Genomic DNA, 23490 nt, shown 5'->3' on the forward strand with positions numbered 1-23490 from the left:
TTTACAGAGCAGACTTCCACCTAGTTTTGATAGACAATTTGTCCCTTACAGATGGTATATTTAACCTGCCCTTTTAAGGTTTCACCGATGAATGGTGAATTAGCTGCTTTGGAAGCAAAATGGGAGTCCACAAGGCGGTCAGCATTAGCATCAAAAATAGTAATATCCGCTGGACCATTCTCAGCCAAGTAACCTGCTTCAAAGTTATAAAGCTTGGCTGGGTTATAGGTCATCTTTTCGAGTAATTCCATCAGGCTTAACTCACCAGCTTCTACCAAATAGGTCAAGCCGAGAGAAAGAGATGTTTCCAAACCTGTCATACCAGATGGCGCTTTGGTAATATCCTCGACATTTTTTTCATCCGCATGGTGAGGCGCGTGGTCTGTCGCGATAACTGTGATAACACCTGACTTGAGACCTTCGATAACGGCACGACGGTCTGATTCCAAACGAAGTGGCGGATTCATCTTAGCATTGCTTCCTTGTGTCAAAAGGAGCGCTTCGGTCTTAGAAAAATGCTGTGGTGCTACTTCTGCTGTGACCTGCGCACCTAGCCCCTGAGCAAACTCAACTACTTTAACACTTTCTTCCTTAGACAAATGCTGGATGTGAACATGGGCCTTGGTTGCATAGGCAATCATGACATCACGCGCCATCATAGCATACTCAGCCACCCCAGTAGCACCGCAGATATGGAAATGTTCTTTAGCGATATTTTCATTAAAGCCAAGAATCCCATTCAAACCTGGATCTTCCTCATGGAGACTAATAAAGGTATTAAGCTTTTTGGCTTCCTCCATGGCTTCCTTGACAACTTTACTACTTTCAAGCGGAATACCGTCATCAGAAAAACCAACCGCACCAGCTTCTAAGAGTGCCTTGAAGTCAGTCAAGTCTTGGCCATTAAAGTTCTTAGTAATGGTCGCAACCGTCTTAACATTAATCTTCTCTTTGGCAGCTGAATGGAGAACTTCTTGCAAGGTCTCTACATCCGAGATGGTTGGACTAGTATTAGCCATCATGACAACAGTTGTAAAACCACCTGCCGCAGCTGCTAGTGCCCCAGTATGGATGTCTTCCTTGTGTGTTTGACCAGGTTCACGGAAATGAACATGAATATCGACCAAGCCAGGAGCAACTACAAGACCAGTAGCATCAATTATCTCTGCTCCTTCTTCTTTAATCTCAGGCGCAATTTTGATAATTTTCCCATCTTGAACTAAGACATCACACACTTGATCCAAATCAGACTTGGGATCCATTACACGACCATTTTTAATTAGTAGCATCTGCTTTCTCCTTTATTCATAGAAATCGACTTGGGTATCCAACAATTTATCCCCATCATAAACAAACTTGGCTGAAAAGAAGGGTTTATCCTCTAAAAGCCACTCAACAAAGGTATGGTCACCTTCCCAAGTTGGCTTGCTCAAAACCTCATCATAGGGAACCCATTCTAGCGTTCCCTCGTTGCAGTCAATCAAGTCACCCTCGAACTCCGTCACCTTAAAAACATAGGTGTACCAGTCTAAATCTGGCGTAAATTCAGGAAAAGTGATAACACCTTTTAGAACTGGCTTGGCTTTCAGTCCCGTCTCTTCGAGGATTTCACGCGCCGCGCATTCCTGAGGGGTCTCTCCTCTCTCTAGCTTACCACCCACACCAATCCATTTCCCTTCATGAACATCATTTGGCTTCTTATTACGATGGAGCATGAGCAATTCTTTCCCGTTATCAATGTAGCAAATCGTCGCTAACTGAGGCATATTTTCTCCTTATCTAAGCCAATCGATTGGCTCTTGTCCTGTTTCTTTTAAGAATGCATTGGCCTTGGAAAAAGGCTTGGAACCCCAAAATCCTCTATAAACTGACAAAGGACTAGGATGGGCTGATTCGATAATCAAGTGATGAGGATTGGTAACTAAGGCCTTCTTCTTACGTGCATAAGCTCCCCAGAGTACAAAAACGACTGGTCTATCTAGATGATTGACCACCTGAATCACAGCATCCGTAAAAGGCTCCCATATCTGACCAGCATGACCATTGGCCTGTCCAGCAGGAACTGTCAAACAAGCATTAAGAAGCAAGACTCCTTGCTCAGCCCAAGCTGTCAAATCATGAGATTTCTTAACCCCGATATCATCTGACAATTCTTTCAAGATATTTTGCAAGGATGGTGGAGCTGGGATAGAGTCCGGTACAGAAAAACTCAAGCCCTGCGCTTGACCTGGCCCGTGATAGGGATCCTGTCCCAGAATCACCACCTTAACGTTTTCTAGGGGTGTGGTCAAGAGAGCCTGAAAAACCTTTTCCTTGGGTGGATAAACAGTCCCCTGACCATAAACCTGCTCCATAAACTGATTGATTTTCCCAAAATAACCCTCAGGTAATTGTGCCTTAATCAAAGCATGCCAAGACGAGTGTTCCATAGCCAACTCCTTCGTTTTTACTGCCTCTATTATAGCAAAAAGTGGCTATGGAAACCACTTTTTACAGTTTATCTAAACAATCCAGCAAGTCTTGGTAAGAATGGACTTCGTAAGTCGGTTGGGCTTGTGTGTGATTTTCGAGGTGATGAGGGTTGTACCAGATAGTGTCAATCCCCGCATTATTACCACCTTGAATGTCGGCAGTTAGGGAATCTCCAATCATCAGCGTCTTTTCTTTGCTAAAACCTACAATCTGCTGCCCCATTTTTTCATAAAAGAGGGCATCAGGCTTTTGTGTTTGCAACTGTTCAGAGATAAAGACTTGATTGAAATAAGGTGCTAGACCAGATTGAGCTAAACGCCCTGTCTGAATGGCAGTTATTCCATTTGTCGCAGCATACAAGTCATAATCACGCTCGATGAGGCTATCTAAAAGTTCATGAGCACCTGAAAAAGTTTGCCCCTGTTGGGCGAGGTAAAATTGGTAACGCTGGGCTAGAAAACTACCGTCTTTTTCCTCTCCAAAATGAGCAAATAAACAAGAAAAGCGCGTGTTAACCAGCTCTTGTTTACTGATTTTCTTTTGCTCCAAGTCCTTCCAGAGAGCCTTGTTCATAGGAACATAATAGTCTTTATAAGCCTGAATATCTGCAACCCCTTCTTCTTTTAGAAGTTGCGTTAAAGCCACATCCTCAGCAGCATCAAAATCAAGCAAGGTGTGGTCGAGGTCGAAGAGTAGAAATTTGTAGGACAATTTGGTGTTTTCCTTTCTAAGATAAACAACTTTCACTTCAGCCAGCTGTTTAATGTAAAAACTTAAAAGTGGTATAGTATCACAAAGAATAATCGTTCCAATTGATTAACTAATCCATACTATTCTAGTCAAGTTTATTTTTATTATAGAAAAATCTTCTATAAATTCGAGCAATAGTTAAAATACCTACAAATATGACTCCCAAAATAGATAATACTATTTTCAAAAAACTCATTTCAGAGCCTATTACATAGATATGAAAAAGAGGGGCTAGTCCTACACATAGAGACAATAGATAACTACTAAATCTTATCTCACCAATTCCTGCAAAAAAATGTTTCATTTTAAATATCCCAATTTTACCTTTCATCTTTATAATCCACTAACAAATCTATTGACTTCTCATTTTTTTGAATAATCTTGACAGCAAATTTACTCCACTTAATGCCACTAAAACTTCAATGGGCAAAAAATAGTAATCCCATATCAAATGAGAAATCAGCAATGTTAGAAATAGTATACAGTCAATATAACTATTCTGAAAATACTCTGTAATTACATAATACAGATATACCACAACCATCAAAATTAAAACAACCATCATAATACTATTATCCTGTCCTTCTCACTAACGCTATTTCCAAAATTTAATTTTTTTATGACTTAGTAACGCAATTCCAATTAGTAATACACCTAATATAAATAAAAGTATTTCCCAAAATTTATTCTCAGTTTTAATAAGAGGAATAAGATACATGCTGACTAATATGGAACTTGCTCCTATAATAGCAAATATTATTCTGGCTTTATCACTTAGTTGAAACATGTTGGGTCTCCCATAAAATAAGCAATTGCTATGTTTACTGTAACATTTATCCCAAAAGAAAGAACTTCGTTTTTATCTCTTCGTCAACTAGATAAGATATCTTTTCTCTACCTGATTTGAAAGAAAAGTATTTATCTCACTTCTTATTTTTAAATAACTCATACTCTTTTTCTCTGATAAAGGGAAGTGAGAAATTAGAAAAAATTAGTAGAATTGAAAACAGATATTCGTCTTTTTGTATCACTAAAACATAGCCTAAAAATAAAAAGACAATCAAATCTAGTACAAAAAGAGAAAATATCCTCCTTTTCATTACCTCACTTGTCTTAAAGATTCTGTTTAATAGAATCTTTATCGTAGTATCTACACAAATTTTTATCAAAAATATAAGAGCCAATACACGATTATCAACTGTACCATGAAGAATAAATGGAAATATAGTTAATATAAAACTAGAAATCTCTAAATATTTTATCCAAGGAGATTGAGACATCTTACTTTTAAACTGACTGATTTTCCTATACTCGCTAGCTAATCTAGTATCAAAATCTCTACCAATTTTATTAAAGATTAAGAACTCCAGGACAAAAATACTGATTAATACGATATAAGTAGAAACCTTTCCTGGGAAAAATTTATTGATTAAAATTGGAAAACTCATTAACAGAATCGAGTTTATAGCCAAACAAATGGATACTATTTTATTCTTCACAGAATATATAGGTAACGATACTATTGAGTAGAGAAATGCTAAAAAAATAAGCAAGAAATACTCTGTGCTGCTAATTAGCGGCGCCCTTAATGATAAAAATAGATAGGCACCCCACACGATGATATGCGCTTTACGAATTGACTCTAGATTACTCATCTACCTACTCCTGATATGCAAAGAGAATCAATTTTTAGTTCACATTCTCTTTCCAACAAGTCATAAACGTTTCATGATATTTCCTTCTTTTACATTAGGTAAAGTTGAAATACATTTTTTGCAAGTGAAAATATAATTGTTATTAAAAATCCCAAAAAGATCTATCCTTCTTCTAGACCTAAACCAAGTCAGATTAAAGATACAAATATAATGATAAGGCTTTCTTTTACTTTAGACTACCATAAAACAAGGAATCTTTCAACAAAATTCATTGGTAAAACACTATCCTATACAATTGACAGCTCAAATCTTTCAGAATAGAACAATCCTAACTATCGAATACCCTAACTTCATAAATATCTATGTAATTATAGACCTAGAATTCCTATAAACTAAACGTTTTGGCACTATTCTAAGCCATTGATTGCCTTAAATTTTAATTTTTGAAGAATTCTAAAGCTAGAATAGTCCCATCACAATCTGTTTTGAATGATTCACAATTTAGAAACGCTATGATTCCACTCCTTTTATATTAAAAAGGAACTGCCCAAAGCAATCCCTTTCTGATTTTGAAATTATTTACTTAAAATTTGATAGTTGAGATAATCAATAGCCCACCTATAAAAAGAGTTATAGTAAAATTCCTTATTTATTGATTTCAAGCTCCGCCAACTGTGTTTGAATAACTGACAGTTCTGCACCAGCCTGAAGAAGAGCAGCTGCAGTATAGGCACCTTCTACAATTGGAACCCTGTTGATGATGATACTTTTATCACTGAAATCAGCCACCATTTCTAAGTTCATTTTAGCAGAACCTAGGTCAAAAAAGGCTAATAAAGTATCTGCTGGATTTTCGGAAACAACCCTATCTACTTGATCAAAACTTGTACCAATTCCTCCATCTTCGATGCCTCCTACATAAGTAATCGGAACATCTTTAGCTACTTCACTAATCAGTTCAACGACACCTTCTGCAATGTGTTTGGAATGTGAAACGATAACAAGACCAATACTTCCCATTAAACCACCCCAGTTTCTAAAAGAGCAGTAAAGAGTAATCCTGATGAGAATGATCCAGGATCAATATGTCCAAGAGAACGTTCTCCTACATAAGATGCCCTTCCTTTAGTTGCAAGTAAATCTTTGGTAGCATTCACTACCTGATCAATAACCTCTTGAGTCAATTGGCCAGCAGACAAAGCAGCAATAACAGGAGTCCAAACATCAACCATTGTCTTTTCTCCAACTTCTGCTTTCCCACGTTTGACAATCATATCCAAACCACTTTGTAAAATTTCCTCTATTTTCGAATTTGAATCAGACTTGGCCATGCCCATAAAAGCAGAGCCATACAAGGGACCAGAAGCACCACCTACCTTACTCAGTAGTTGCATTGAGACAAGTTTAAAAACATCACTGCTGGTCTCAAATTGCTTTCCTTCTAAGTTTTCCATAACTGCAGCCATGCCACGCGCCATATTTCCACCGTGGTCTCCATCTCCTATAGGGGTGTCTAGCTCACTAAGATAATCTTTCTGTTCTTGAATCTTTTTATTAAAAAGCTTCATCCATTCAAGAGCTTGTTCAACATTCATGAAACATTTCCTCCTTGAGTCTTACCAAGCTGGTGTAGTAACAGGTGCATTTAGAGCATCTAACCATTCATCATCTGCCAATCGAATTAATGTTAATGATAATCCAGCCATATCAATTGATGTCATATAGTTTCCAATTTTCTTAAACGCCAACTCAACACCTTTTTCATGGAGTAATTTAGCCACATCATTTGCAAATACATATTGCTCCATAAGAGGAGTGCTTCCTAAACCATTAATGAGAAGGCCATAGCGTTCTCCAGCTTTAAGTTGGAAACCTTCAGATAATTTTTCAACCAATTCTGAAGCCAATTGTGCTGAAGGTTGCATTTTCTCTTTCTTATATCCCGGTTCACCGTGGATACCAACTCCATATTCAAATTCATCATCTTCTAGAACAAAACCTGGTTTCCCAACCTCAGGAACGGTTGCTCCAGACAAGGCTAGCCCAATTGTTTTAATTTCTAAGACAAGTTTGTCGGCCAAGTCCTTCATTTCAGCTAATGTTTTACCAGAACGAGCTGCAGCACCCAAAATTTTATGGACTAATATAGTACCTGCGACACCTCGACGCCCTTGGGTATAGAGACTATTTTCAACAGCGATATCATCATCAACCACAACGCTTGCTACATCAATGCCTTCCATTTCGGCAAGTTCTTGTGCAATTTCAAAGTTCATAATGTCACCAGAATAGTTCTTGATGACCATGAAAACTCCAGCACCTTCATCAGCCGCCTTAATGGCTTCTAAAATTTGGTCCGGAGTAGGTGAAGTGAAGACTGCTCCACAAATGGCAGCAGACAACATTCCATCTCCTACAAATCCAGCATGACTTGGTTCATGTCCTGAACCTCCACCTGAAATGAGTCCAACTTTTCCTGTCTTTTCTGCCTTTCTAACGATGACATCAAAACCATCTAAGCGTTCTACCAAGTCATCATGCATGAATGACAATCCCTGCAACATTTCATCAACAACTTGTGTCGGTTCATTTATAATTTTTTTCATGAGAAACTCCTTTCGGCATGTACCTTTGTTTTCGCTTTCATTATATATTTTTTATCGCTGGATGATAAGGGACAGATTCTATTATTTGTCCCCTTTTAAACCCGTTTAAAACATTTTTTTGGTAAAATGAAGTAAGTAAAAGAAAGGTTTCCTATGGCATCATCATTTATTACAAAAAAACGGATTGCCAAGGCATTTAGAGACCTATTAGCTACTAGAGAATTTGACAAAATCTCCATTGTAGATATCATGGAATCAGCTGGCATTCGTAGACAGACCTTTTATAATCACTTTCTTGACAAATATGAACTGCTAGACTGGATATTTGAAAATGACTTAACCGAGTATATCACCAATAACTTGGACTTCATTTCAGGCCAAAAACTATTACAAGAATTATTTCTTTATTTCGAACAAGAGCGTGACTTTTATATTCAACTTTTTGATATTCAAGGACAAAATAACTTCTATGACCACTTTATCAGCTACTGTCGCTTGCTTGTATCAAAAATTTTAAGAGAATACGGTCAGATTGATATCGATTCATCTGCTTATACTTGTTTTTTGTTAGACTATCATTCACATGCTCTAGCAGAAATCGTGAAGGCTTACGTCAATAAAAAAAGTCCAGTTCCACAACCAGACTTTCTAATCATGACAATTATTGGAAAGAGACCACAATGACATTTATTTCAAATCATAAACAGAAAATTATTTCAAGTTACATTTCGGCAACTGTCAGCAGTCATCCTGAATTAGAAAAACACCCTACCTTACCATTAGTCTATCAAAAAAATCGCAATCCTCATCAGGTTCCAATATTGTCGGGTGGAGGTTCCGGTCACGAACCTGCGCATATTGGATATGTGGGAGAAGGAATGCTTACCGCTGCTATCTATGGCCAATTATTTACTCCTCCTACAAGAACTGAAATCTTAGAGTCCATTCGTTTTTTAAACAATGGTCACGGTGTCTTCATCATTGTAAAAAATTTCGAAGCAGACATCAAAGAATTTAGCTCAGCCATTAACACTGCTAGAAAAGAAGGAATTAAGGTCGGCTATAGTCTAGCACACGACGATATTTCTATTGAACCTCACAATAGATTTCAAATTAGAGGAAGAGGGCTTGCAGGGACAATCTTACTTCATAAAATCCTAGGATTTGCATCTCAAAATGGTGCCGACATAGAACAACTAACCGATTTAGGTCATCAGCTTGCTCCCGAAATCGCAACAATTGGCTTTGCAACGAAATCTGCTAGTCTCCCCCAAGCTACCCGTCCACTATTTAACTTAGAAGAAGGAAATATTTCTTATGGTATTGGGATACATGGAGAAGAAGGCTATCGTATCGTCCCATTCCAATCATCGGAAATTCTTGCAAATGAAATTATAAGTAAATTAAGATTGCACTATCATTGGAAAAAAGGAGATCAATTCATATTACTTATAAATAATCTAGGTACTAGTACCAACCTAGAAATGGGCATATTTGTCAATGATCTCCTTCAACTCTTAGAAATTGAAGGAGTCACTATTACCTTTATAAAATCAGGAACATTTATGACCAGTCTAGATATGGCAGGTATATCCGTAACTCTTTGCCCTGTAAAAAATAAGCAATGGCTAGAAGCCCTCAATGCTACAACGACAGCTTTTGCATGGTAATTTGCTTGTATAACTCAAAAGGGCTACATCACTTGATAGCCTTTTGCTTTTATCTTACGTTTAAAAGAACTCATTCTTGCCATTTCAAATAGTCCATCTATACCTTACAATTCTTCTATCAAAAAACTGGCTGTTCCTCAACAACCAGTTTCTTCATTTTTAAACTAATTTCTTACTGTTCCTCTTCTGAAGGGAAAGCGATGCTATAGCCAAAATAGTAAAGGCTAGACCAACATACCAGTAGGGTTGATCTAGTGTCGTTGAACGACCTGATAGGTGGACGATTCCACGAAAGAGCATTCCTGCTGTTAGTACTGCAACTGCCGAGTTCCACAAGTTTAGACTGAGTCGCCCTAAGTTTGGGATGGTTTTCAACAATAATACCAGAATGATACCCCCTACTAGAGGAACCACAAAGAGATAGTGCATATGAAGGGAGCTCTCCCCAAAACTAAAGGACTCGTAGATACGGCTAAATGCTAAAAAGAAAATAGTGAGTAGACTATAGAAATATAGGGGACTACACTAAAAAGCCATCCAATTTGGATGACTTTTTTTAAAACTATTTACTTAGTTCTCTGATTTTTTACTTTTTTTGAAAAGTGAAATACCAAAGATTCCAGCTAAAATAGCAAGAAGATTCATAGTTAATGGCGAATCAGAAGTTCCTGTATTTGGTAACTGAGCTTTTTCTGGATCTGATTTTTGCTCAGTAGATTGAACATTTTCTGGTTGAACAGGTTTTGGAGCTGGCTCTGGATTCGGTATTGGTTTTGGATCCGGAGTTGGCTCTGGATTTGGTGTTGGCTCTGGATCTGGTGTTGGTTTTGGATCTGGTGTTGGTTTTGGATCCGGACTTGGTTTTGGATCCGGAGTTGGTTTTGGATCCGGAGTTGGTTTTGGATCCGGAGTTGGTTTTGGATCCGGAGTTGGCTCTGGATCTGGTGTTGGTTTTGGATCTGGTTCTTTCTCATACTCATAGATAACATGAGTTGTACCTTCTTTTAACTGACCTGTTTCAGGTGCAGATGTTGAAGAAACACCAACTAGATTGTATTTTTTACCATCTACAGTGATAGAAGACGGACGCTCATCTGCATTTTCAGCAGCATTATAAGTCACAAGATTTCCATCAGATCCATAAATAGAAGTTAATGGTGTGTCTTTATAAGTCTCCTTAATAGATTGATTTGTTCCTTTAATCACATAATCCACCACTACATCTCCATAATGAAGCGTAGAAACATCCTGATCAGCCATATCTTCAAATTCTGAAGCATAATATTTAACAGAAGGATTGTATTTCGAGTTAAAAATTTTAACATAATTAAAGAAGGTCTCAGGATTAATATTAACATCATGAGGAATAGTTTTCCAATCACCGTTATTAGGTGTGATATGAGTATTTTGGTTTGAAACTGACCTAATTAGATGATTATTCTGAACATAAGTATCATCTACTAAGCTTGGATTAGCTAGAGCACCATAAGTGTTTTTTCCATTACTGTCTTGATAATATGGGGGATGTTGAAGATAATCTTCTAGATTTTGGCAACCTTCTTCATATGAACCAAGCGTACCTTCTTGAGAACATTTCCAACCAAATCTAGCGTCAATTGGTAAGTACTTGATCTTCTTAGCTTCCTCCAAGGGTACGGTCACAGATATACGAAAAGCATTTGATCTCAATGTTTTTGAACTAACAGCATATATATTAACTTTATCATTGAAAGATTCACGTTCACTGTCATAATAATCATTCATATTAACAATGGAAGGTTTCTTACCAGCCGCTAGTTCTTCTGCAGTTGGAACAATCTCCTTTCCATCAGTTGATTCCATATCTTTATTATACGAAAACTCTTTCATAGGAACATTGACATCTACAGGATTTTCATTAGCATCACGTGTTCCAATCAAAGTGAAATCAACTTTAGAACCAACTATTTCTGGTATACGAACACGAACGCCTTGGACTGTTTCGCCATGATAATTTGTGTGCAGTCCTTTAAAGGCTACGGTGTAATTGTAGACGACACTTTTACCATCTTCACTAAAATGTGCTGGAAGTCCTTCAACATTGACATAACCGCCTTCATCAATGATATTGCTACCATCTGGTTCGTCTGATTTTCGTGATGTGTCACTAGTAGGGTCTGGTGCAACCCTATTGTCTACTGAAGAAGTGTTCTCAGCATCAGTTGAATTAGTAATACCTAGTGTCTCTGAAACATTTGCTGGTTCGCTATTAATTCCTTCAGCTTGAACTACTGACTGAGAAACTAAATTTAGAGCAAAGACAGACATTGTAATGATGCCAAACTTAGTAAGTTTTTTCATACAGTTTTTCTCCTTAAATGGAAGGAATCATGCATTAGCAAAATCCCATAGATTTATAACATTATTACAAACATTATACCATATAAACGCTATAAACGCTTAATTCACAAACAATTATTTAATAATATTACATGTTATTTGGGGAAGGAAAATAATTATTTGATATTACATCATAAAGTACATAAAAAATTGAATAAAGATTCCTTCATTCGATTTTTTCTTTTAACTTTTCAACAAAGAGATAGGCTGCTGGACAGGTCAAAGTATTCTTAATCGTCAAATGGTTGATTTGATGGATTTTTTTACGGTCCGTATGGGGAAATTCCCGGCAGGCCTTTGGACGAACATCATAGATGGAACAGAGATTATCTCCTCCTAGAAAGGGACAAGGCATGGATTTAAAAACCTTATCACCATCTTCATCTACCTGCAGAAACTCCGCTTCAAAAGCTGGTAATTTCATCTTAAAATACTTGGCTATTCTTGTAATATCCGCTTCTTTAAAGTCAGGCCCCAATGTCTTGCAACAGTTGGCACAGGCCGTACAATCAATCTCCTCAAAGACTTCTTGGTGAATCTGCTGGGCAATTTTATCCAAGTTCTTAGGTGGCTTTTTCTTTAGATTGGCTAAAACTTTACGGTGTTCCTTCTGCTTTTGCAAGGCTAGCTGGTGGTAGTACTCAATATCAATTTCTTTAGACATGGTTTCTCTCTTATTCTATTTACTCCCCCCTATTATACCATGCCTCTGGAGCATTGAAAAGTGGACTTTATAGGACTATGCTTTTCCAAAATGCGTCAAAAAAACCTTGCAACTAAGTTACAAGGTTAATCACATTAATCAAAGTTAACGTATTCTTTTTGAAGTTCAAGAACTTCTTCCATTGTTGAACACTCTGTAAGGGCACGGTTAGCGTACTCTTCCATCTTAGCAGTGTCCAATTTCTTCATCAAGCTACGTGTACGAAGTACAGATGTTGCTGACATAGAGAACTCATCCAAGCCCATTCCGACAAGAAGTGGAACAGCTTTTTGGTCACCAGCCATCTCACCACACATACCAGCCCATTTACCTTCAGCGTGAGCTGCCTTGATAACGTTGTTGATCAAGCGAAGGATTGATGGGTTATATGGTTGGTAAAGGTATGAAACTTGCTCGTTCATACGGTCTGCTGCCATTGTGTATTGGATCAAGTCGTTTGTACCAATTGAGAAGAAGTCAACTTCTTTAGCAAATTGGTCTGCAAGCATCGCTGCTGCAGGGATTTCAATCATGATACCAACTTGGATATCATCCGCAACTGCAACTCCTTCAGCAAAAAGGTTTGCTTTTTCTTCATCAAAGACTGCTTTAGCTGCACGGAATTCTTTCAATAGGGCAACCATTGGGAACATGATACGCAATTGACCATGAACAGAAGCACGAAGAAGGGCACGGATTTGTGTACGGAACATTGCATCTCCAGTTTCGGCAATAGAGATACGAAGGGCACGGAATCCAAGGAATGGGTTCATTTCGTGTGGCATATCGAAGTAAGGAAGTTCCTTATCTCCACCGATATCCATTGTACGAACAACCACTGGTTTACCATTCATTCCCTCAAGAACAGCCTTGTATGCTTCATACTGCTCATCTTCAGTTGGGAAGTCTTGAGAATCCATGTACAAGAATTCTGTACGGTAAAGTCCAACAGCTTCTGCACCGTTGTTGTTAACACCTTCCACGTCTTTTGGAGTACCGATGTTAGCAGCCAACTCAAAGTGTTTACCGTCAGCAGTCACTGTTTGAGCATCTTTCAAAAGTGCCCACTCAGCTTTTTGTTTAGCATAAGATTCACCAGCTGCTTTAAATTCTGCCGCTTGTTCATCTGTTGGGTTGATAATGACTTCACCAGTGATTCCGTTAACGGCAAGGATATCACCGTCTTTCACTACTTCAGTGATGTTATTTGTTCCCAATACAGCTGCAATTTCAAGTGTACGTGCCATGATAGCTGAGTGGCTTGTACGTCCACCGATGTTTGTTACAAAAGCTTTTACAAAGTTTTTGTCCAATTGAGCTGTATCAGATGGTGTCAAGTCATGCGCAATTACGATTACTTCTTCATTGATAGAAGCTGGATTTGGCAATTTTTTACCAAGAAGGTTTGCCAATACACGTTTTGTCACGTCGCGGATATCCGCTGCACGTTCTTGCATGTATGGGTTGTCTTCCATACCTTCAAAGATAGTGATGAACATATCAGTCACTTCTTTAAGACCCGCTTCAGCATTGACTTTCTTAGCACGGATTGTTTCTTTAATCTGACCAATCAATTCTGGGTCAGCAAGAACCATCAAATGAGCGTCAAAAACTTGAGCCGCTTCTTCACCAAGCGTACCTACAGCTTTCTCACGGATAAGAGAAAGCTCGTTTTGAGAAGCTTCAAGAGCAACATCCAAACGAGCCTCTTCTGCGTTTGTATCTTCGACTGAAACAGTATCGAATGACAAATCCGGTTGAACGAGTAGATATGCTTTTGCAACGGCAACACCGTCAGATGCTGCGATTCCTTTAAGCATTTCTGTCATCTTCCTTATGCCAATCCTTCTTTTTCCATTGTTTCTGAGATTGCAGCGATAGCGTCATCTGCATCTGCACCTTCAGCTGAGATAGTTACGTCAGCACCTTGGCCAACACCAAGACTCATAACACCCATGATTGATTTAAGGTTAACTGATTTACCTTTGTACTCAAGAGTGATATCTGAAGCAAATTTGCTTGCAGTTTGTACCAACAATGTTGCTGGACGTGCGTGAATACCTGTTTCTGCCACTACGTGGAAATCTTTAGAAGCCATAGTTTGACTCTCCTTTTGTTCTTTCTTTTTTGAGTTATATGTGATAACCCTTACAATTTGGTATTATATCATCTTCTAGGATTTTTTTCAAGCATTTTATGGGATTTATTCGATTTCCTTTCAGATAACTTGCTGAAAATCTTCTATTCTAGATAACAAAACACAGGATATAGTTTTCCAAAAAGCTACTTGTAGGATTATCATCACTATTTCACAAAGTAAACACTACATATTGTGTTTTGTGAGCTGAAGCATGAAAATAGACCACTATATTTAGTTTTAAATCATTGACAAAAATTTATTTTCTGATATACTAAGAAAGTAATCTATTTTGAAAGAGGAGTTACACAATGGTAACCGTTTATTCTAAAAACAACTGTGTCCAATGTAAGATGACCAAACGTTTCTTGGACAGTAATAATGTCGCTTATCGTGAAATCAATCTTGATGAGCAACCTGAGTACATCGATCAAGTTAAAGAGCTCGGTTTCAGCGCAGCTCCTGTTATCCAAACACCAACTGAAGTCTTTTCAGGTTTCCAACCAGGAAAATTGAAACAATTAGCATAATCTTAGTACATCATCCAGAAGAAACTGCTTCTAGGGCTAACTTAGAAGCCTTTCTTTTGTAATTAGATAAGGGAAATTTTATGGGATTAAAACATCTTGAAGACGTGACTTACTTCCGTCTCAATAACGAAATCAACCGTCCTGTCAATGGACAAATCATGCTTCATAAAGATAAGGAAGCCTTGGATGCCTTCTTTAAAGAAAATGTAGTTCCAAACACTATGGTTTTTGATTCAATCAAGGATAAAATCAACTACCTCATTGAACACAACTACATCGAAACAGCCTTTATCAAGAAATATCGTCCAGAATTTTTGGAAGAATTGGCTCAATTTATCAAAGACCAAAACTTCCAATTCAAGTCTTTCATGGCAGCTTATAAGTTTTACAATCAATACGCCTTAAAGACTAATGACGGTGAATATTATCTTGAAAGCATGGAAGACCGTGTCTTCTTTAACGCCCTTTATTTCGCTGATGGCAATGAAGCTGTTGCAATCGATATTGCCAATGAAATCATCCACCAACGCTACCAACCTGCTACTCCTTCCTTCTTGAATGCTGGACGTGCTCGTCGTGGGGAGTTAGTATCTTGCTTCCTAATCCAAGTAACTGATGATATGAACTCTATCGGACGTTCTATCAACTCAGCTCTTCAACTTTCACGTATCGGTGGTGGTGTGGGAATTACCCTCAGCAACCTTCGTGAAGCTGGTGCACCTATCAAAGGCTATGAAGGAGCTGCTTCAGGTGTCGTTCCTGTTATGAAGCTTTTCGAAGATAGCTTCTCTTACTCAAACCAATTGGGTCAACGTCAAGGTGCTGGTGTTGTCTACCTCAACGTCTTCCACCCAGATATTATCGCCTTCCTTTCAACTAAGAAAGAAAACGCCGATGAAAAAGTTCGTGTTAAGACCCTTTCACTTGGTGTTGTAGTACCCGATAAATTCTACGAATTGGCTCGTAAAAATGAAGAAATGTACCTCTTCAGCCCATACTCAGTAGAGCTTGAATACGGTGTGCCATTCAACTACATTGACATCACTGAAAAATACGATGAGCTAGTCGCAAATCCAAATATCCGCAAGACAAAAATCAAGGCGCGTGATTTGGAAACTGAGATCTCTAAATTGCAACAAGAATCTGGCTACCCTTATGTCGTCAACATTGATACGGCTAACCGTGCAAATCCTGTTGATGGTAAGATTATCATGAGTAACTTGTGTTCTGAAATTCTTCAAGTCCAAGAACCAAGCTTGATCAACGATGCTCAAGAATTCCTTCAAATGGGAACGGACGTTTCATGTAACCTTGGTTCAACCAACGTGGTCAACATGATGACTTCACCTGACTTTGGTCGTTCTATCCGTGCCATGGTTCGTGCCCTTACTTTCGTTACAGATAGTTCACACATCGTAGCTGTACCTACTATTGACCATGGAAATAGCCAAGCTCATACCTTTGGTCTTGGTGCCATGGGACTTCACAGCTACCTTGCCCAACAATTGATTGAATATGGATCACCTGAGTCTGTTGAGTTTACAAGCATCTACTTTATGCTTATGAACTACTGGACTTTGGTTGAGTCAAACAATATCGCGCGTGAACGTGGTATCACCTTCCACAACTTTGAAAAATCAGACTATGCTAACGGAAGCTACTTTGACAAGTATATTACAGGCGAGTTTATCCCAAAATCAGAACGTGTTAAAGAACTCTTCAAAGATGTCTTTATCCCAAGTGCTGCTGACTGGGCTGAACTTCGCGACAAGGTTCAAGCAGATGGACTTTACCACCAAAACCGTCTTGCTGTAGCACCAAATGGTTCTATCAGCTACATCAACGATGTTTCTGCTTCTATCCACCCGATTACGCAACGTATCGAAGAACGCCAAGAAAAGAAAATCGGTAAAATCTACTACCCTGCTGCTGGTTTGTCAACAGATACTATTCCTTACTACACTTCTGCCTACGACATGGATATGCGTAAGGTGATTGATGTCTATGCTGCTGCAACTGAGCACGTGGACCAAGGACTATCACTCACCCTCTTCATGCGTAGTGATATTCCAAAAGGTCTTTACGAATGGAAGAAGGAAAATAAACAAACGACACGTGACTTGTCTATCCTTCGTAACTATGCCTTTAACAAGGGTATCAAATCTATCTACTACGTCCGTACCTTTACAGATGATGGTGGAGAAGTCGGTGCTAACCAATGTGAAAGCTGTGTGATTTAATCTTTGCTTGAGGAAACTACATTTACTCAGGCTATCGATTCATTTACCAAGCTAAACTGGAATAAGCATCTACACTATGAAATATCAAAAAGTCGGGCTTCCGACTTTTTGTGCGATACTCCTCTAGATTTATGATAAAATAGAGGTAATTGTGAGTTCGCAATACTAAACACAGAAAGAGATTTCAAAATGGAAACTTACTACAAAGCCATTAACTGGAATGCCATCGAAGATGTCATCGACAAATCAACTTGGGAAAAACTGACGGAGCAATTCTGGCTTGATACACGTATTCCCTTATCAAATGACTTGGATGACTGGAGAAAGCTATCAAATGTAGAAAAAGACTTGGTAGGAAAAGTCTTTGGTGGTTTAACCCTTCTCGACACTATGCAATCTGAAACTGGGGTTCAAGCCCTTCGCGCAGACATCCGTACACCACATGAGGAAGCTGTTTTCAATAATATCCAATTTATGGAATCTGTCCACGCAAAATCTTACTCATCAATCTTTTCTACTTTGAATACTAAGGCTGAGATTGAAGAAATTTTCGAATGGACCAATACCAATCCTTACCTACAAAAGAAGGCTGAGATTGTCAACGAAATCTACCTCAACGGTAGCCCACTTGAAAAGAAAGTTGCCAGTGTCTTCCTCGAAACCTTCCTCTTCTACTCTGGTTTCTTCACGCCGCTCTACTACCTTGGTAATAACAAACTAGCCAACGTTGCGGAAATCATCAAATTAATTATTCGTGATGAGTCTGTTCATGGAACTTACATCGGTTACAAATTCCAACTTGGTTTCAATGAATTACCTGAAGAAGAGCAAGAAAAACTCAAAGAATGGATGTACGACCTGCTCTACACTCTCTACGAGAATGAAGAAGGTTACACAGAGAGCCTCTATGACGGTGTTGGTTGGACGGAAGAAGTCAAAACCTTCCTTCGCTACAATGCTAACAAGGCTCTCATGAACTTGGGACAAGATCCACTCTTCCCAGACTCAGCTGATGATGTCAACCCAATCGTTATGAATGGTATTTCAACAGGTACTTCCAACCACGACTTCTTCTCTCAAGTCGGAAATGGTTACCTTCTTGGTGAAGTTGAAGCCATGCAAGATGATGATTACAACTACGGTTTAGACTAATTCAATTATCCCAGAACTAATAACATATATCATGGTTTGTTTAAAACAACCATGATATTTTTGTTTTTGTTTTCTTTTGTTTTTTAAATTGATTGATTGCATACTTTATGATAAAATAGTAATAGAAATAGAGGTGATAACGATGTTAAAGCAGGAAAAACTAGATAATATTCTAGAAACGGTAAATACAAAGGGAACTATTACTGTAAAAGAAATCATGACTCGCTTGGATGTATCAGATATGACTGCTAGACGCTACTTGCAAGAGTTAGCAGACAAGGATTTACTTGTTCGGGTGCACGGTGGAGCTGAAAAAATTCGCACAGGTTCCATTTTAAATAATGAACGTTCTAATATTGAAAAACAAAGCTTACAGATTGCAGAAAAACAAGAAATCAGCCGTTTTGCAGGCCATTTAATTGATGAAGGTGAAACCATTTTTATTGGTCCAGGGACAACCTTGGAATCGTTTGCCCGAGAACTTCCAATCGATAATATTCGTGTTGTAACAAACAGTTTACCAGTCTTTCTCATCCTAAACGAACGAAAACTAACAGATTTGATTTTAATCGGTGGAAACTACCGCTCTATCACCGGAGCTTTTGTGGGAACACTAACCTTACAAAACTTAGCTAACCTACAATTTTCTAAAGCTTTCGTTAGCTGTAATGGTATTCAGGACAATGCGATTGCGACCTTTAGTGAAGAGGAAGGTGAATCTCAACGCATCGCCCTCAATAATTCCAATAAAAAATACTTACTAGCTGACAATAGTAAGTTCAATAAATTTGATTTTTATACCTTCTACAATATCTCTGATATTGATACCATCATTTCAGATTCTAAACTGGGCAAAGAAACCTTCGAACAACTTTCAAAACAAACAAAAATTATTCTTTCTAAACCATAAAACTGAGGATTGATAAAATATAAAATGCGTCATATCAAGAAAATAAGAATCTTGATATGACGCATTTTTAGATGAAGATTTTTACTAGGAGTTTCCTAGATTCTTTATGATTGTTGAAACGGCATGAAATCTGAATCAAAGGAGATATTATCCCGTTCTTCAGGACTGATAAAATTTAAAAAGATATTTTTAAATTCTTCTAGCTCATAGTCTGAATGGCAGATCCATTCTTTACCGGTAGAGACATACCATTTCCCAAGTTTTTTCAGCTCCTCATTCGTCAAACAAGGTATTTGAGAACATTTATCAAAATTGATGATATAAACTTTTTCATAAATAGATTGGATAAAATCTTTGAACATCTTTTGCCTCACTATAATTCTATATCTAATTACTAATTCTACTAGTCTATAATCTGACTTTCCGCTACTTTCTTGTACCAGTGAGCTGATTTCTTAGGATAACGTTCTTGGGTTTCAAAGTCTACATAGAAGAGACCGTAACGTTTCTCATATCCATTTGACCATGAGAAGACATCCATCAATGACCAGATGAAGTATCCTTTGACGTTTGCACCATCAGCAATAGCATCAGACAAGACATCCAAGTGTTGCTTCACGTAATCAATACGACCATCATCGTAAACAGTGTTATCAACGAACTCATCTTTATAACCAAGTCCATTTTCAGTGATGTAAATCTTCTTGTAGTTCGGATAATCTTTCTTCACGCGCATGATTTGGTCATACAAACCTTGAGGGTAGATAATCCAATCCCAATCCGTACGTGGTACATAGTCAGGAGCTACACGACGACCAACACCTTTGATTTGGTATTTAGAGCTTCCTTTCTCACCCTTACCATTATGGATAATTTCAGTTTCTCCATCAAAGGCTTCCATCCAGTCACTCATATAGTAATTGATTCCAAGGAAGTCGTTCAAGTCTTTCGCAGCTTCTAATACTTCGAAATCTTCTTCACGAAGATCTAAGCTACCACCATTGGCAGCCAAGATAGCCTCTACCCCTGCCAGGGTCTTTTCAGAGTAGTGACCCAGATAAGTTGCATCCAAGATAAATTTATTATGGATAATGTCCTCCAACTCTGCCGCAATAACATCTGCAGGATTTTCAGGATCTAGAGGATACTTAGTAGGTAGAGCATGAACAACCCCAATTTCACCTTTATAGCCTTTCTCTTTGTACAATTTTACCGCACGCGCATGAGAAACCATCATATTGTGGTGCGATTGGAAAACTTTGGCAAGGTCGTACTGAATACCTGGAGGGAATTTTCCAACCAAGTATTGACCATCACCAATTGGCCCAATTTCATTAAAGGTTGTCCAATAGTTTACTTCTGGGAATTCTTCAAAACAGAAGGCAGCGTAGTCTACAAAGTGTTCAATATTTTCACGGTTTAAGAAGTCTCCATTTGAGTGGAGAGCTTCTGGCGTATCAAAGTGATGAAGAGTTACAAAAGGCTCAACATGACGTTTGTGACACTCTGCAAATAGATTATGATAAAATTCAACACCTTTAGCATTTACTTGACCGTAACCAGTCGGGAAAATACGTGACCAGGCAATAGAAATTCGAATACCATTGACACCATACTCTTCTGCTAGCTTGAGGTCAACTGGGTATCGATTGTAAAAATCACTGGCTGGTTCGGCAGTGTACCAGTAGTTATCTTCAAGATACTTATCCCACGCAACTGGTCCTTTACCATCAGTATGTGTAGCACCTTCTGCTTGATAGGCAGCTGTTGCGCCACCGAAAATAAAGTCTTTTGGTAATGTTTTTGTCATTTTTTTCACCTATTTCTTGATTTAAAATAAAGTAAAAGTGAGAGGAGAGGAGTCAGTGAGCCATCCTTCTCCATCTCACTTCTTGTACCAAGTCACCGAATTGTGACATGAGGAGGTAAAAACAATATCTTTTTACCGACAAATTAACAAGGCGATTAGGAAATTCGCCATAGCGATTTCCGTAACGAGAGGAGACTATTTCAGAGTCCCTATTATTAATCGAATTGTGACATGAGGAGGTAAAAACGATATCTTTTTACCGACGAATTAACAAGGCGATTAGGAAATTCGCCATAGCGATTGCCGTAACGATAGGAGACTATTTCATAGTCCCTATTATTAATCGAATTGTGACATGAGGAGGTAAAAACGATAGCTTTTTACCGACGAATTAACAAGGCGATTAGGAAATTCGCCATAGCGATTTCCGTAACGATAGGAGACTGTTTCACAGTCCCTATCGTTAATCGAATTGAGCTTGTACGAATGCAAGAGCACCTTTTCCATCACGGGTTAATTTGATGTATTGAGCGCCTTCTGTTTTCGCAAGTTTAATATCAAGTTTATCAGTTTCTGCTTTCATATCTTCAAAGTTAGAAGCTACTTGAGGAGCAAGAATAACCAAATCAAACTCTGGCAACATTTCACGGTGAGCACCATAACCACCTGCTGCTGCTTTCACAGGAACATTGTACTCTGCTGCTGCCTTGTTCAAAGCATTTGCAAGGAGACCACTTGTACCTCCACCTGCACAGAGAACGAGGACATTTGTTTCTTCAGTGATGGTATTTTGTGCTGCTTCTACACCCGCTTTCTCAAGAATAGCATCTGCTTTTGCAGTGTTGAAGTTTGCAGCAACTTTTTCTTTCAATTCATCATTAGACTTACCTGAACGCTCTTCTTCAAGAATTTGTTCATCATATACTTTAAGGAATGGGTAGTAAATGACTACGTCAACCACGATTAGAAGAGCAGCAAGAATGAATGATAGAACTTGGAAGTTAGTACCAAGAACTAGACCTAGTGGAGCTGGAGTTGTCCATGGTAGATTAGCAGTAAATGAGTTCATTCCAAGAGTTTCAATAAAGAATTTAAAGATCCATACGTTTGCGATTGGAGCAAAGATAAATGGAATGAAAAAGATTGGGTTCAATACAAGCGGTGCACCAAACAAGATTGGTTCATTTACACCAAAGAAAGTTGGAACTACTGAAGCACGTCCGATTGCACGGTTACGTTTTGATTTTGTTAACCACATGAACATGAATGGAACAACCAGTGTCGCACCAGTACCACCCATGGTAACGATAAACATTTGTGTACCAGAAGTAAGAATCTTGTCAGCGTGCATCCCTTGTTGAAGAAGGTTCAAGTTGACTTCGGCATTGGCATAGGTAATTGCTGCGATAGCAGGTTCAACAATAGATGGACCATGAATCCCAACAAACCAGAAGAAGGCAAAAGCACCAAAGATAATGGTAATACCAAGATAGCCATCAGCTGCAGAGAATAATGGTGCAAAGAATTTACCGATTGATTCAGCCACACTTGCACCAACAAAATGACGTGCTAATAAGTCAAGAGCATAAAGAGAAACAACAGATAGAGTGAATGGAATCACATCTTTAAAAACTTGTGAAATATTTGGTGGAACTTCGTCAGGCATGCGAATAGTGACGTTGTTCTTAACACAAACCTTATAGATTGCTACGGTAACAAAGGCAGCAAGGAAGGCTGAAAGCAAACCTTTTGTCCCTAAGAATCCAGTAGCTAGACCATTTTCGATAGGATCAGCTGCCAACATCAACAAACCAACAATTGCTGCCAACAATGTTGACATATAGTTGATTTGATTGGTTTTCTCCATGCTACGGTTTACTGAGTCGGTCAATGACTTGGCTGTTGTACCAGCTACCAAGAGAGCTAAAATACCCATTGAATAGCTGTAAGGTTTCATAAGAAAGGCTACAACTTCATCAGACCATTTAAAGCCCCATGAGTTTGGTACAAAGGCAATCAAGATAAAAATACTTGAGAAGAGAATAACAGGCATACCTGCAATGAAACCATCACGAATAGCACGAAGATAGATATTACGAGATAATTTCTCAAAGAAAGGTTTTCCTTTCTCAATAAATGCAATTAGTTTATTCATTATTTAACTCCTCTCTTGTACAGTTCAATTAAATGGTGCATCAAATCTTTTAACAAAATAGTTGTCATCAAGTGATCTTGACCGTGCATCATGGTCACACTATACGCTAAGTCCTCACCAGAAGCTTCCTTAGTCAATAGACTTGTTTGCGCGTGGTGAGCCTCTGCAATACAGCTACCAGCTTCCTCTACCAGAGCGTCCGCTTTTTCAAAATCACCAGCTTCAGCAGCCTTCAAGGCTTCCAATAGTTTTGAACGAGCGTCGCCAGCATAGGCTACGATTTCAAAACCTAACAATGTTACTTCTTCTCTATTCATGATA

25 protein-coding genes and 1 pseudogene are annotated in these 23490 nt (G+C 38.4%); 6 read left to right on the forward strand and 20 right to left on the reverse strand.

Annotation, left to right across the window (positions count from 1 at the left end; all coding sequences use genetic code 11):
* Window positions 1-20 precede the first annotated feature (20 nt).
* The 11 genes from RN80_RS06640 to dhaK form a co-directional block, all read right to left on the reverse strand.
* Window positions 21-1289 (reverse strand): dihydroorotase, encoded by a 1269-nt coding sequence (locus RN80_RS06640; protein ID WP_060628390.1) that lies wholly within the window; start codon window positions 1287-1289, stop codon window positions 21-23.
* A gap of 12 nt (window positions 1290-1301) precedes the next feature.
* Entirely contained in the window at window positions 1302-1766 is a 465-nt protein-coding gene (locus RN80_RS06645) for an NUDIX hydrolase (RefSeq protein WP_001135768.1), read from the reverse strand.
* Window positions 1767-1775: 9 nt separating this feature from the next.
* Window positions 1776-2429, reverse strand: coding sequence for a uracil-DNA glycosylase (locus RN80_RS06650; protein WP_060628392.1), 654 nt, complete (start codon window positions 2427-2429; stop codon window positions 1776-1778).
* Window positions 2430-2490: 61 nt separating this feature from the next.
* Window positions 2491-3183, reverse strand: coding sequence for a pyrimidine 5'-nucleotidase PynA (pynA, locus tag RN80_RS06655; protein ID WP_049544589.1), 693 nt, complete (start codon window positions 3181-3183; stop codon window positions 2491-2493).
* A gap of 124 nt (window positions 3184-3307) precedes the next feature.
* On the reverse strand, window positions 3308-3526 hold the full coding sequence (locus tag RN80_RS10125) for a hypothetical protein (protein ID WP_049544636.1): 219 nt from the start codon (window positions 3524-3526) through the stop codon (window positions 3308-3310).
* Window positions 3527-3574: 48 nt separating this feature from the next.
* Window positions 3575-3787 (reverse strand): hypothetical protein, encoded by a 213-nt coding sequence (locus RN80_RS10130; protein ID WP_049544588.1) that lies wholly within the window; start codon window positions 3785-3787, stop codon window positions 3575-3577.
* A 30-nt stretch (window positions 3788-3817) separates the two neighbouring features.
* Complete coding sequence (locus RN80_RS06670; RefSeq protein ID WP_049544587.1) at window positions 3818-4009, reverse strand: hypothetical protein; 192 nt, start codon at window positions 4007-4009, stop codon at window positions 3818-3820.
* Window positions 4010-4145: 136 nt separating this feature from the next.
* Window positions 4146-4877, reverse strand: coding sequence for a hypothetical protein (locus RN80_RS06675; RefSeq protein WP_049544586.1), 732 nt, complete (start codon window positions 4875-4877; stop codon window positions 4146-4148).
* Window positions 4878-5522: 645 nt separating this feature from the next.
* On the reverse strand, window positions 5523-5897 hold the full coding sequence (gene dhaM / locus RN80_RS06680) for a dihydroxyacetone kinase phosphoryl donor subunit DhaM (RefSeq protein WP_060628393.1): 375 nt from the start codon (window positions 5895-5897) through the stop codon (window positions 5523-5525).
* A complete protein-coding gene (gene dhaL / locus RN80_RS06685) occupies window positions 5897-6472 on the reverse strand; it encodes a dihydroxyacetone kinase subunit DhaL (RefSeq protein WP_060628395.1) in 576 nt (191 codons plus the stop codon). The genes dhaM and dhaL overlap by 1 nt, the downstream gene beginning before the upstream one ends.
* Window positions 6473-6493: 21 nt before the next feature.
* Window positions 6494-7483 (reverse strand): dihydroxyacetone kinase subunit DhaK, encoded by a 990-nt coding sequence (gene dhaK / locus RN80_RS06690; protein WP_060628397.1) that lies wholly within the window; start codon window positions 7481-7483, stop codon window positions 6494-6496.
* Between the two features lie 153 nt (window positions 7484-7636).
* On the opposite strand from dhaK, the gene dhaS reads away from it, so the two are divergent.
* The gene (gene dhaS / locus RN80_RS06695; RefSeq protein ID WP_045611536.1) at window positions 7637-8167 is read left to right on the forward strand and encodes a dihydroxyacetone kinase transcriptional activator DhaS; all 531 of its coding nucleotides are present in this window, start codon (window positions 7637-7639) and stop codon (window positions 8165-8167) included.
* Entirely contained in the window at window positions 8164-9153 is a 990-nt protein-coding gene (gene dhaQ / locus RN80_RS06700; RefSeq protein ID WP_060628399.1) for a DhaKLM operon coactivator DhaQ, read from the forward strand. The genes dhaS and dhaQ overlap by 4 nt, the downstream gene beginning before the upstream one ends.
* 159 nt (window positions 9154-9312) lie before the next feature.
* Here the strand turns inward: dhaQ and RN80_RS06705 are convergent.
* The 5 genes and pseudogenes from RN80_RS06705 to RN80_RS06725 all read right to left on the reverse strand — a co-directional run.
* Window positions 9313-9660, reverse strand: a pseudogene (locus RN80_RS06705) (hypothetical protein); the annotation flags it as partial.
* A gap of 63 nt (window positions 9661-9723) precedes the next feature.
* The gene (locus RN80_RS06710) at window positions 9724-11493 is read right to left on the reverse strand and encodes an LPXTG cell wall anchor domain-containing protein (protein WP_060628400.1); all 1770 of its coding nucleotides are present in this window, start codon (window positions 11491-11493) and stop codon (window positions 9724-9726) included.
* Window positions 11494-11698: 205 nt separating this feature from the next.
* Window positions 11699-12196 (reverse strand): YkgJ family cysteine cluster protein, encoded by a 498-nt coding sequence (locus RN80_RS06715; RefSeq protein WP_060628401.1) that lies wholly within the window; start codon window positions 12194-12196, stop codon window positions 11699-11701.
* A 134-nt stretch (window positions 12197-12330) separates the two neighbouring features.
* Window positions 12331-14064: a phosphoenolpyruvate--protein phosphotransferase gene (ptsP, locus tag RN80_RS06720; protein WP_060628403.1), complete on the reverse strand. Its 1734-nt coding sequence runs from the start codon at window positions 14062-14064 to the stop codon at window positions 12331-12333.
* Window positions 14065-14069: 5 nt separating this feature from the next.
* Window positions 14070-14333 (reverse strand): phosphocarrier protein HPr, encoded by a 264-nt coding sequence (locus RN80_RS06725; RefSeq protein ID WP_000146947.1) that lies wholly within the window; start codon window positions 14331-14333, stop codon window positions 14070-14072.
* A 350-nt stretch (window positions 14334-14683) separates the two neighbouring features.
* On the opposite strand from RN80_RS06725, the gene nrdH reads away from it, so the two are divergent.
* The 4 genes from nrdH (at window position 14684) to RN80_RS06745 (ending at window position 19204) form a co-directional block, all read left to right on the forward strand.
* On the forward strand, window positions 14684-14902 hold the full coding sequence (nrdH, locus tag RN80_RS06730; protein WP_000259240.1) for a glutaredoxin-like protein NrdH: 219 nt from the start codon (window positions 14684-14686) through the stop codon (window positions 14900-14902).
* 80 nt (window positions 14903-14982) lie between these two features.
* On the forward strand, window positions 14983-17142 hold the full coding sequence (nrdE, locus tag RN80_RS06735; RefSeq protein ID WP_060628405.1) for a class 1b ribonucleoside-diphosphate reductase subunit alpha: 2160 nt from the start codon (window positions 14983-14985) through the stop codon (window positions 17140-17142).
* A 189-nt stretch (window positions 17143-17331) separates the two neighbouring features.
* Window positions 17332-18294: a class 1b ribonucleoside-diphosphate reductase subunit beta gene (gene nrdF, locus RN80_RS06740; protein WP_000451386.1), complete on the forward strand. Its 963-nt coding sequence runs from the start codon at window positions 17332-17334 to the stop codon at window positions 18292-18294.
* Window positions 18295-18436: 142 nt separating this feature from the next.
* Complete coding sequence (locus RN80_RS06745) at window positions 18437-19204, forward strand: DeoR/GlpR family DNA-binding transcription regulator (protein ID WP_060628407.1); 768 nt, start codon at window positions 18437-18439, stop codon at window positions 19202-19204.
* A gap of 104 nt (window positions 19205-19308) precedes the next feature.
* On the opposite strand, the gene RN80_RS06750 is transcribed toward RN80_RS06745, so the two are convergent.
* The 4 genes from RN80_RS06750 to RN80_RS06770 all read right to left on the reverse strand — a co-directional run bounded on the left by RN80_RS06750 (window position 19309) and on the right by RN80_RS06770 (window position 23486).
* Window positions 19309-19566 carry a DUF3884 family protein gene (locus tag RN80_RS06750; protein WP_000471578.1) on the reverse strand — a complete coding sequence of 86 codons (258 nt, stop codon included), beginning with the start codon at window positions 19564-19566 and terminating at the stop codon, window positions 19309-19311.
* Window positions 19567-19607: 41 nt separating this feature from the next.
* Window positions 19608-21014: a 6-phospho-beta-galactosidase gene (lacG, locus tag RN80_RS06760; protein WP_060628408.1), complete on the reverse strand. Its 1407-nt coding sequence runs from the start codon at window positions 21012-21014 to the stop codon at window positions 19608-19610.
* A 463-nt stretch (window positions 21015-21477) separates the two neighbouring features.
* The gene (locus RN80_RS06765; RefSeq protein ID WP_060628410.1) at window positions 21478-23169 is read right to left on the reverse strand and encodes a lactose-specific PTS transporter subunit EIIC; all 1692 of its coding nucleotides are present in this window, start codon (window positions 23167-23169) and stop codon (window positions 21478-21480) included.
* A complete protein-coding gene (locus tag RN80_RS06770) occupies window positions 23169-23486 on the reverse strand; it encodes a PTS lactose/cellobiose transporter subunit IIA (protein WP_001078331.1) in 318 nt (105 codons plus the stop codon). Before RN80_RS06770 ends, RN80_RS06765 begins: the two co-directional genes overlap by 1 nt.
* Window positions 23487-23490 lie beyond the last annotated feature (4 nt).

The sequence above is a fragment of the Streptococcus mitis genome (assembly GCF_001281025.1).
GTDB classification, from domain to species: domain Bacteria; phylum Bacillota; class Bacilli; order Lactobacillales; family Streptococcaceae; genus Streptococcus; species Streptococcus mitis_AK.

Bases quoted from the DNA above. Each gene is read 5' to 3' on its own strand.
- RN80_RS06640 (WP_060628390.1), bottom strand. From the start codon at position 1,289: ATGCTACTAATTAAAAATGGTCGTGTAATGGATCCCAAGTCTGATTTG.
- RN80_RS06645 (WP_001135768.1), bottom strand. From the start codon at position 1,766: ATGCCTCAGTTAGCGACGATTTGCTACATTGATAACGGGAAAGAATTG.
- RN80_RS06650 (WP_060628392.1), bottom strand. From the start codon at position 2,429: ATGGAACACTCGTCTTGGCATGCTTTGATTAAGGCACAATTACCTGAG.
- RN80_RS10125 (WP_049544636.1), bottom strand. From the start codon at position 3,526: ATGAAACATTTTTTTGCAGGAATTGGTGAGATAAGATTTAGTAGTTAT.
- RN80_RS10130 (WP_049544588.1), bottom strand. From the start codon at position 3,787: ATGATGGTTGTTTTAATTTTGATGGTTGTGGTATATCTGTATTATGTA.
- RN80_RS06670 (WP_049544587.1), bottom strand. From the start codon at position 4,009: ATGTTTCAACTAAGTGATAAAGCCAGAATAATATTTGCTATTATAGGA.
- RN80_RS06675 (WP_049544586.1), bottom strand. From the start codon at position 4,877: ATGAGTAATCTAGAGTCAATTCGTAAAGCGCATATCATCGTGTGGGGT.
- dhaM (WP_060628393.1), bottom strand. From the start codon at position 5,897: ATGGGAAGTATTGGTCTTGTTATCGTTTCACATTCCAAACACATTGCA.
- dhaL (WP_060628395.1), bottom strand. From the start codon at position 6,472: ATGAATGTTGAACAAGCTCTTGAATGGATGAAGCTTTTTAATAAAAAG.
- dhaK (WP_060628397.1), bottom strand. From the start codon at position 7,483: ATGAAAAAAATTATAAATGAACCGACACAAGTTGTTGATGAAATGTTG.
- dhaS (WP_045611536.1), top strand. From the start codon at position 7,637: ATGGCATCATCATTTATTACAAAAAAACGGATTGCCAAGGCATTTAGA.
- dhaQ (WP_060628399.1), top strand. From the start codon at position 8,164: ATGACATTTATTTCAAATCATAAACAGAAAATTATTTCAAGTTACATT.
- RN80_RS06710 (WP_060628400.1), bottom strand. From the start codon at position 11,493: ATGAAAAAACTTACTAAGTTTGGCATCATTACAATGTCTGTCTTTGCT.
- RN80_RS06715 (WP_060628401.1), bottom strand. From the start codon at position 12,196: ATGTCTAAAGAAATTGATATTGAGTACTACCACCAGCTAGCCTTGCAA.
- ptsP (WP_060628403.1), bottom strand. From the start codon at position 14,064: ATGACAGAAATGCTTAAAGGAATCGCAGCATCTGACGGTGTTGCCGTT.
- RN80_RS06725 (WP_000146947.1), bottom strand. From the start codon at position 14,333: ATGGCTTCTAAAGATTTCCACGTAGTGGCAGAAACAGGTATTCACGCA.
- nrdH (WP_000259240.1), top strand. From the start codon at position 14,684: ATGGTAACCGTTTATTCTAAAAACAACTGTGTCCAATGTAAGATGACC.
- nrdE (WP_060628405.1), top strand. From the start codon at position 14,983: ATGGGATTAAAACATCTTGAAGACGTGACTTACTTCCGTCTCAATAAC.
- nrdF (WP_000451386.1), top strand. From the start codon at position 17,332: ATGGAAACTTACTACAAAGCCATTAACTGGAATGCCATCGAAGATGTC.
- RN80_RS06745 (WP_060628407.1), top strand. From the start codon at position 18,437: ATGTTAAAGCAGGAAAAACTAGATAATATTCTAGAAACGGTAAATACA.
- RN80_RS06750 (WP_000471578.1), bottom strand. From the start codon at position 19,566: ATGTTCAAAGATTTTATCCAATCTATTTATGAAAAAGTTTATATCATC.
- lacG (WP_060628408.1), bottom strand. From the start codon at position 21,014: ATGACAAAAACATTACCAAAAGACTTTATTTTCGGTGGCGCAACAGCT.
- RN80_RS06765 (WP_060628410.1), bottom strand. From the start codon at position 23,169: ATGAATAAACTAATTGCATTTATTGAGAAAGGAAAACCTTTCTTTGAG.
- RN80_RS06770 (WP_001078331.1), bottom strand. From the start codon at position 23,486: ATGAATAGAGAAGAAGTAACATTGTTAGGTTTTGAAATCGTAGCCTAT.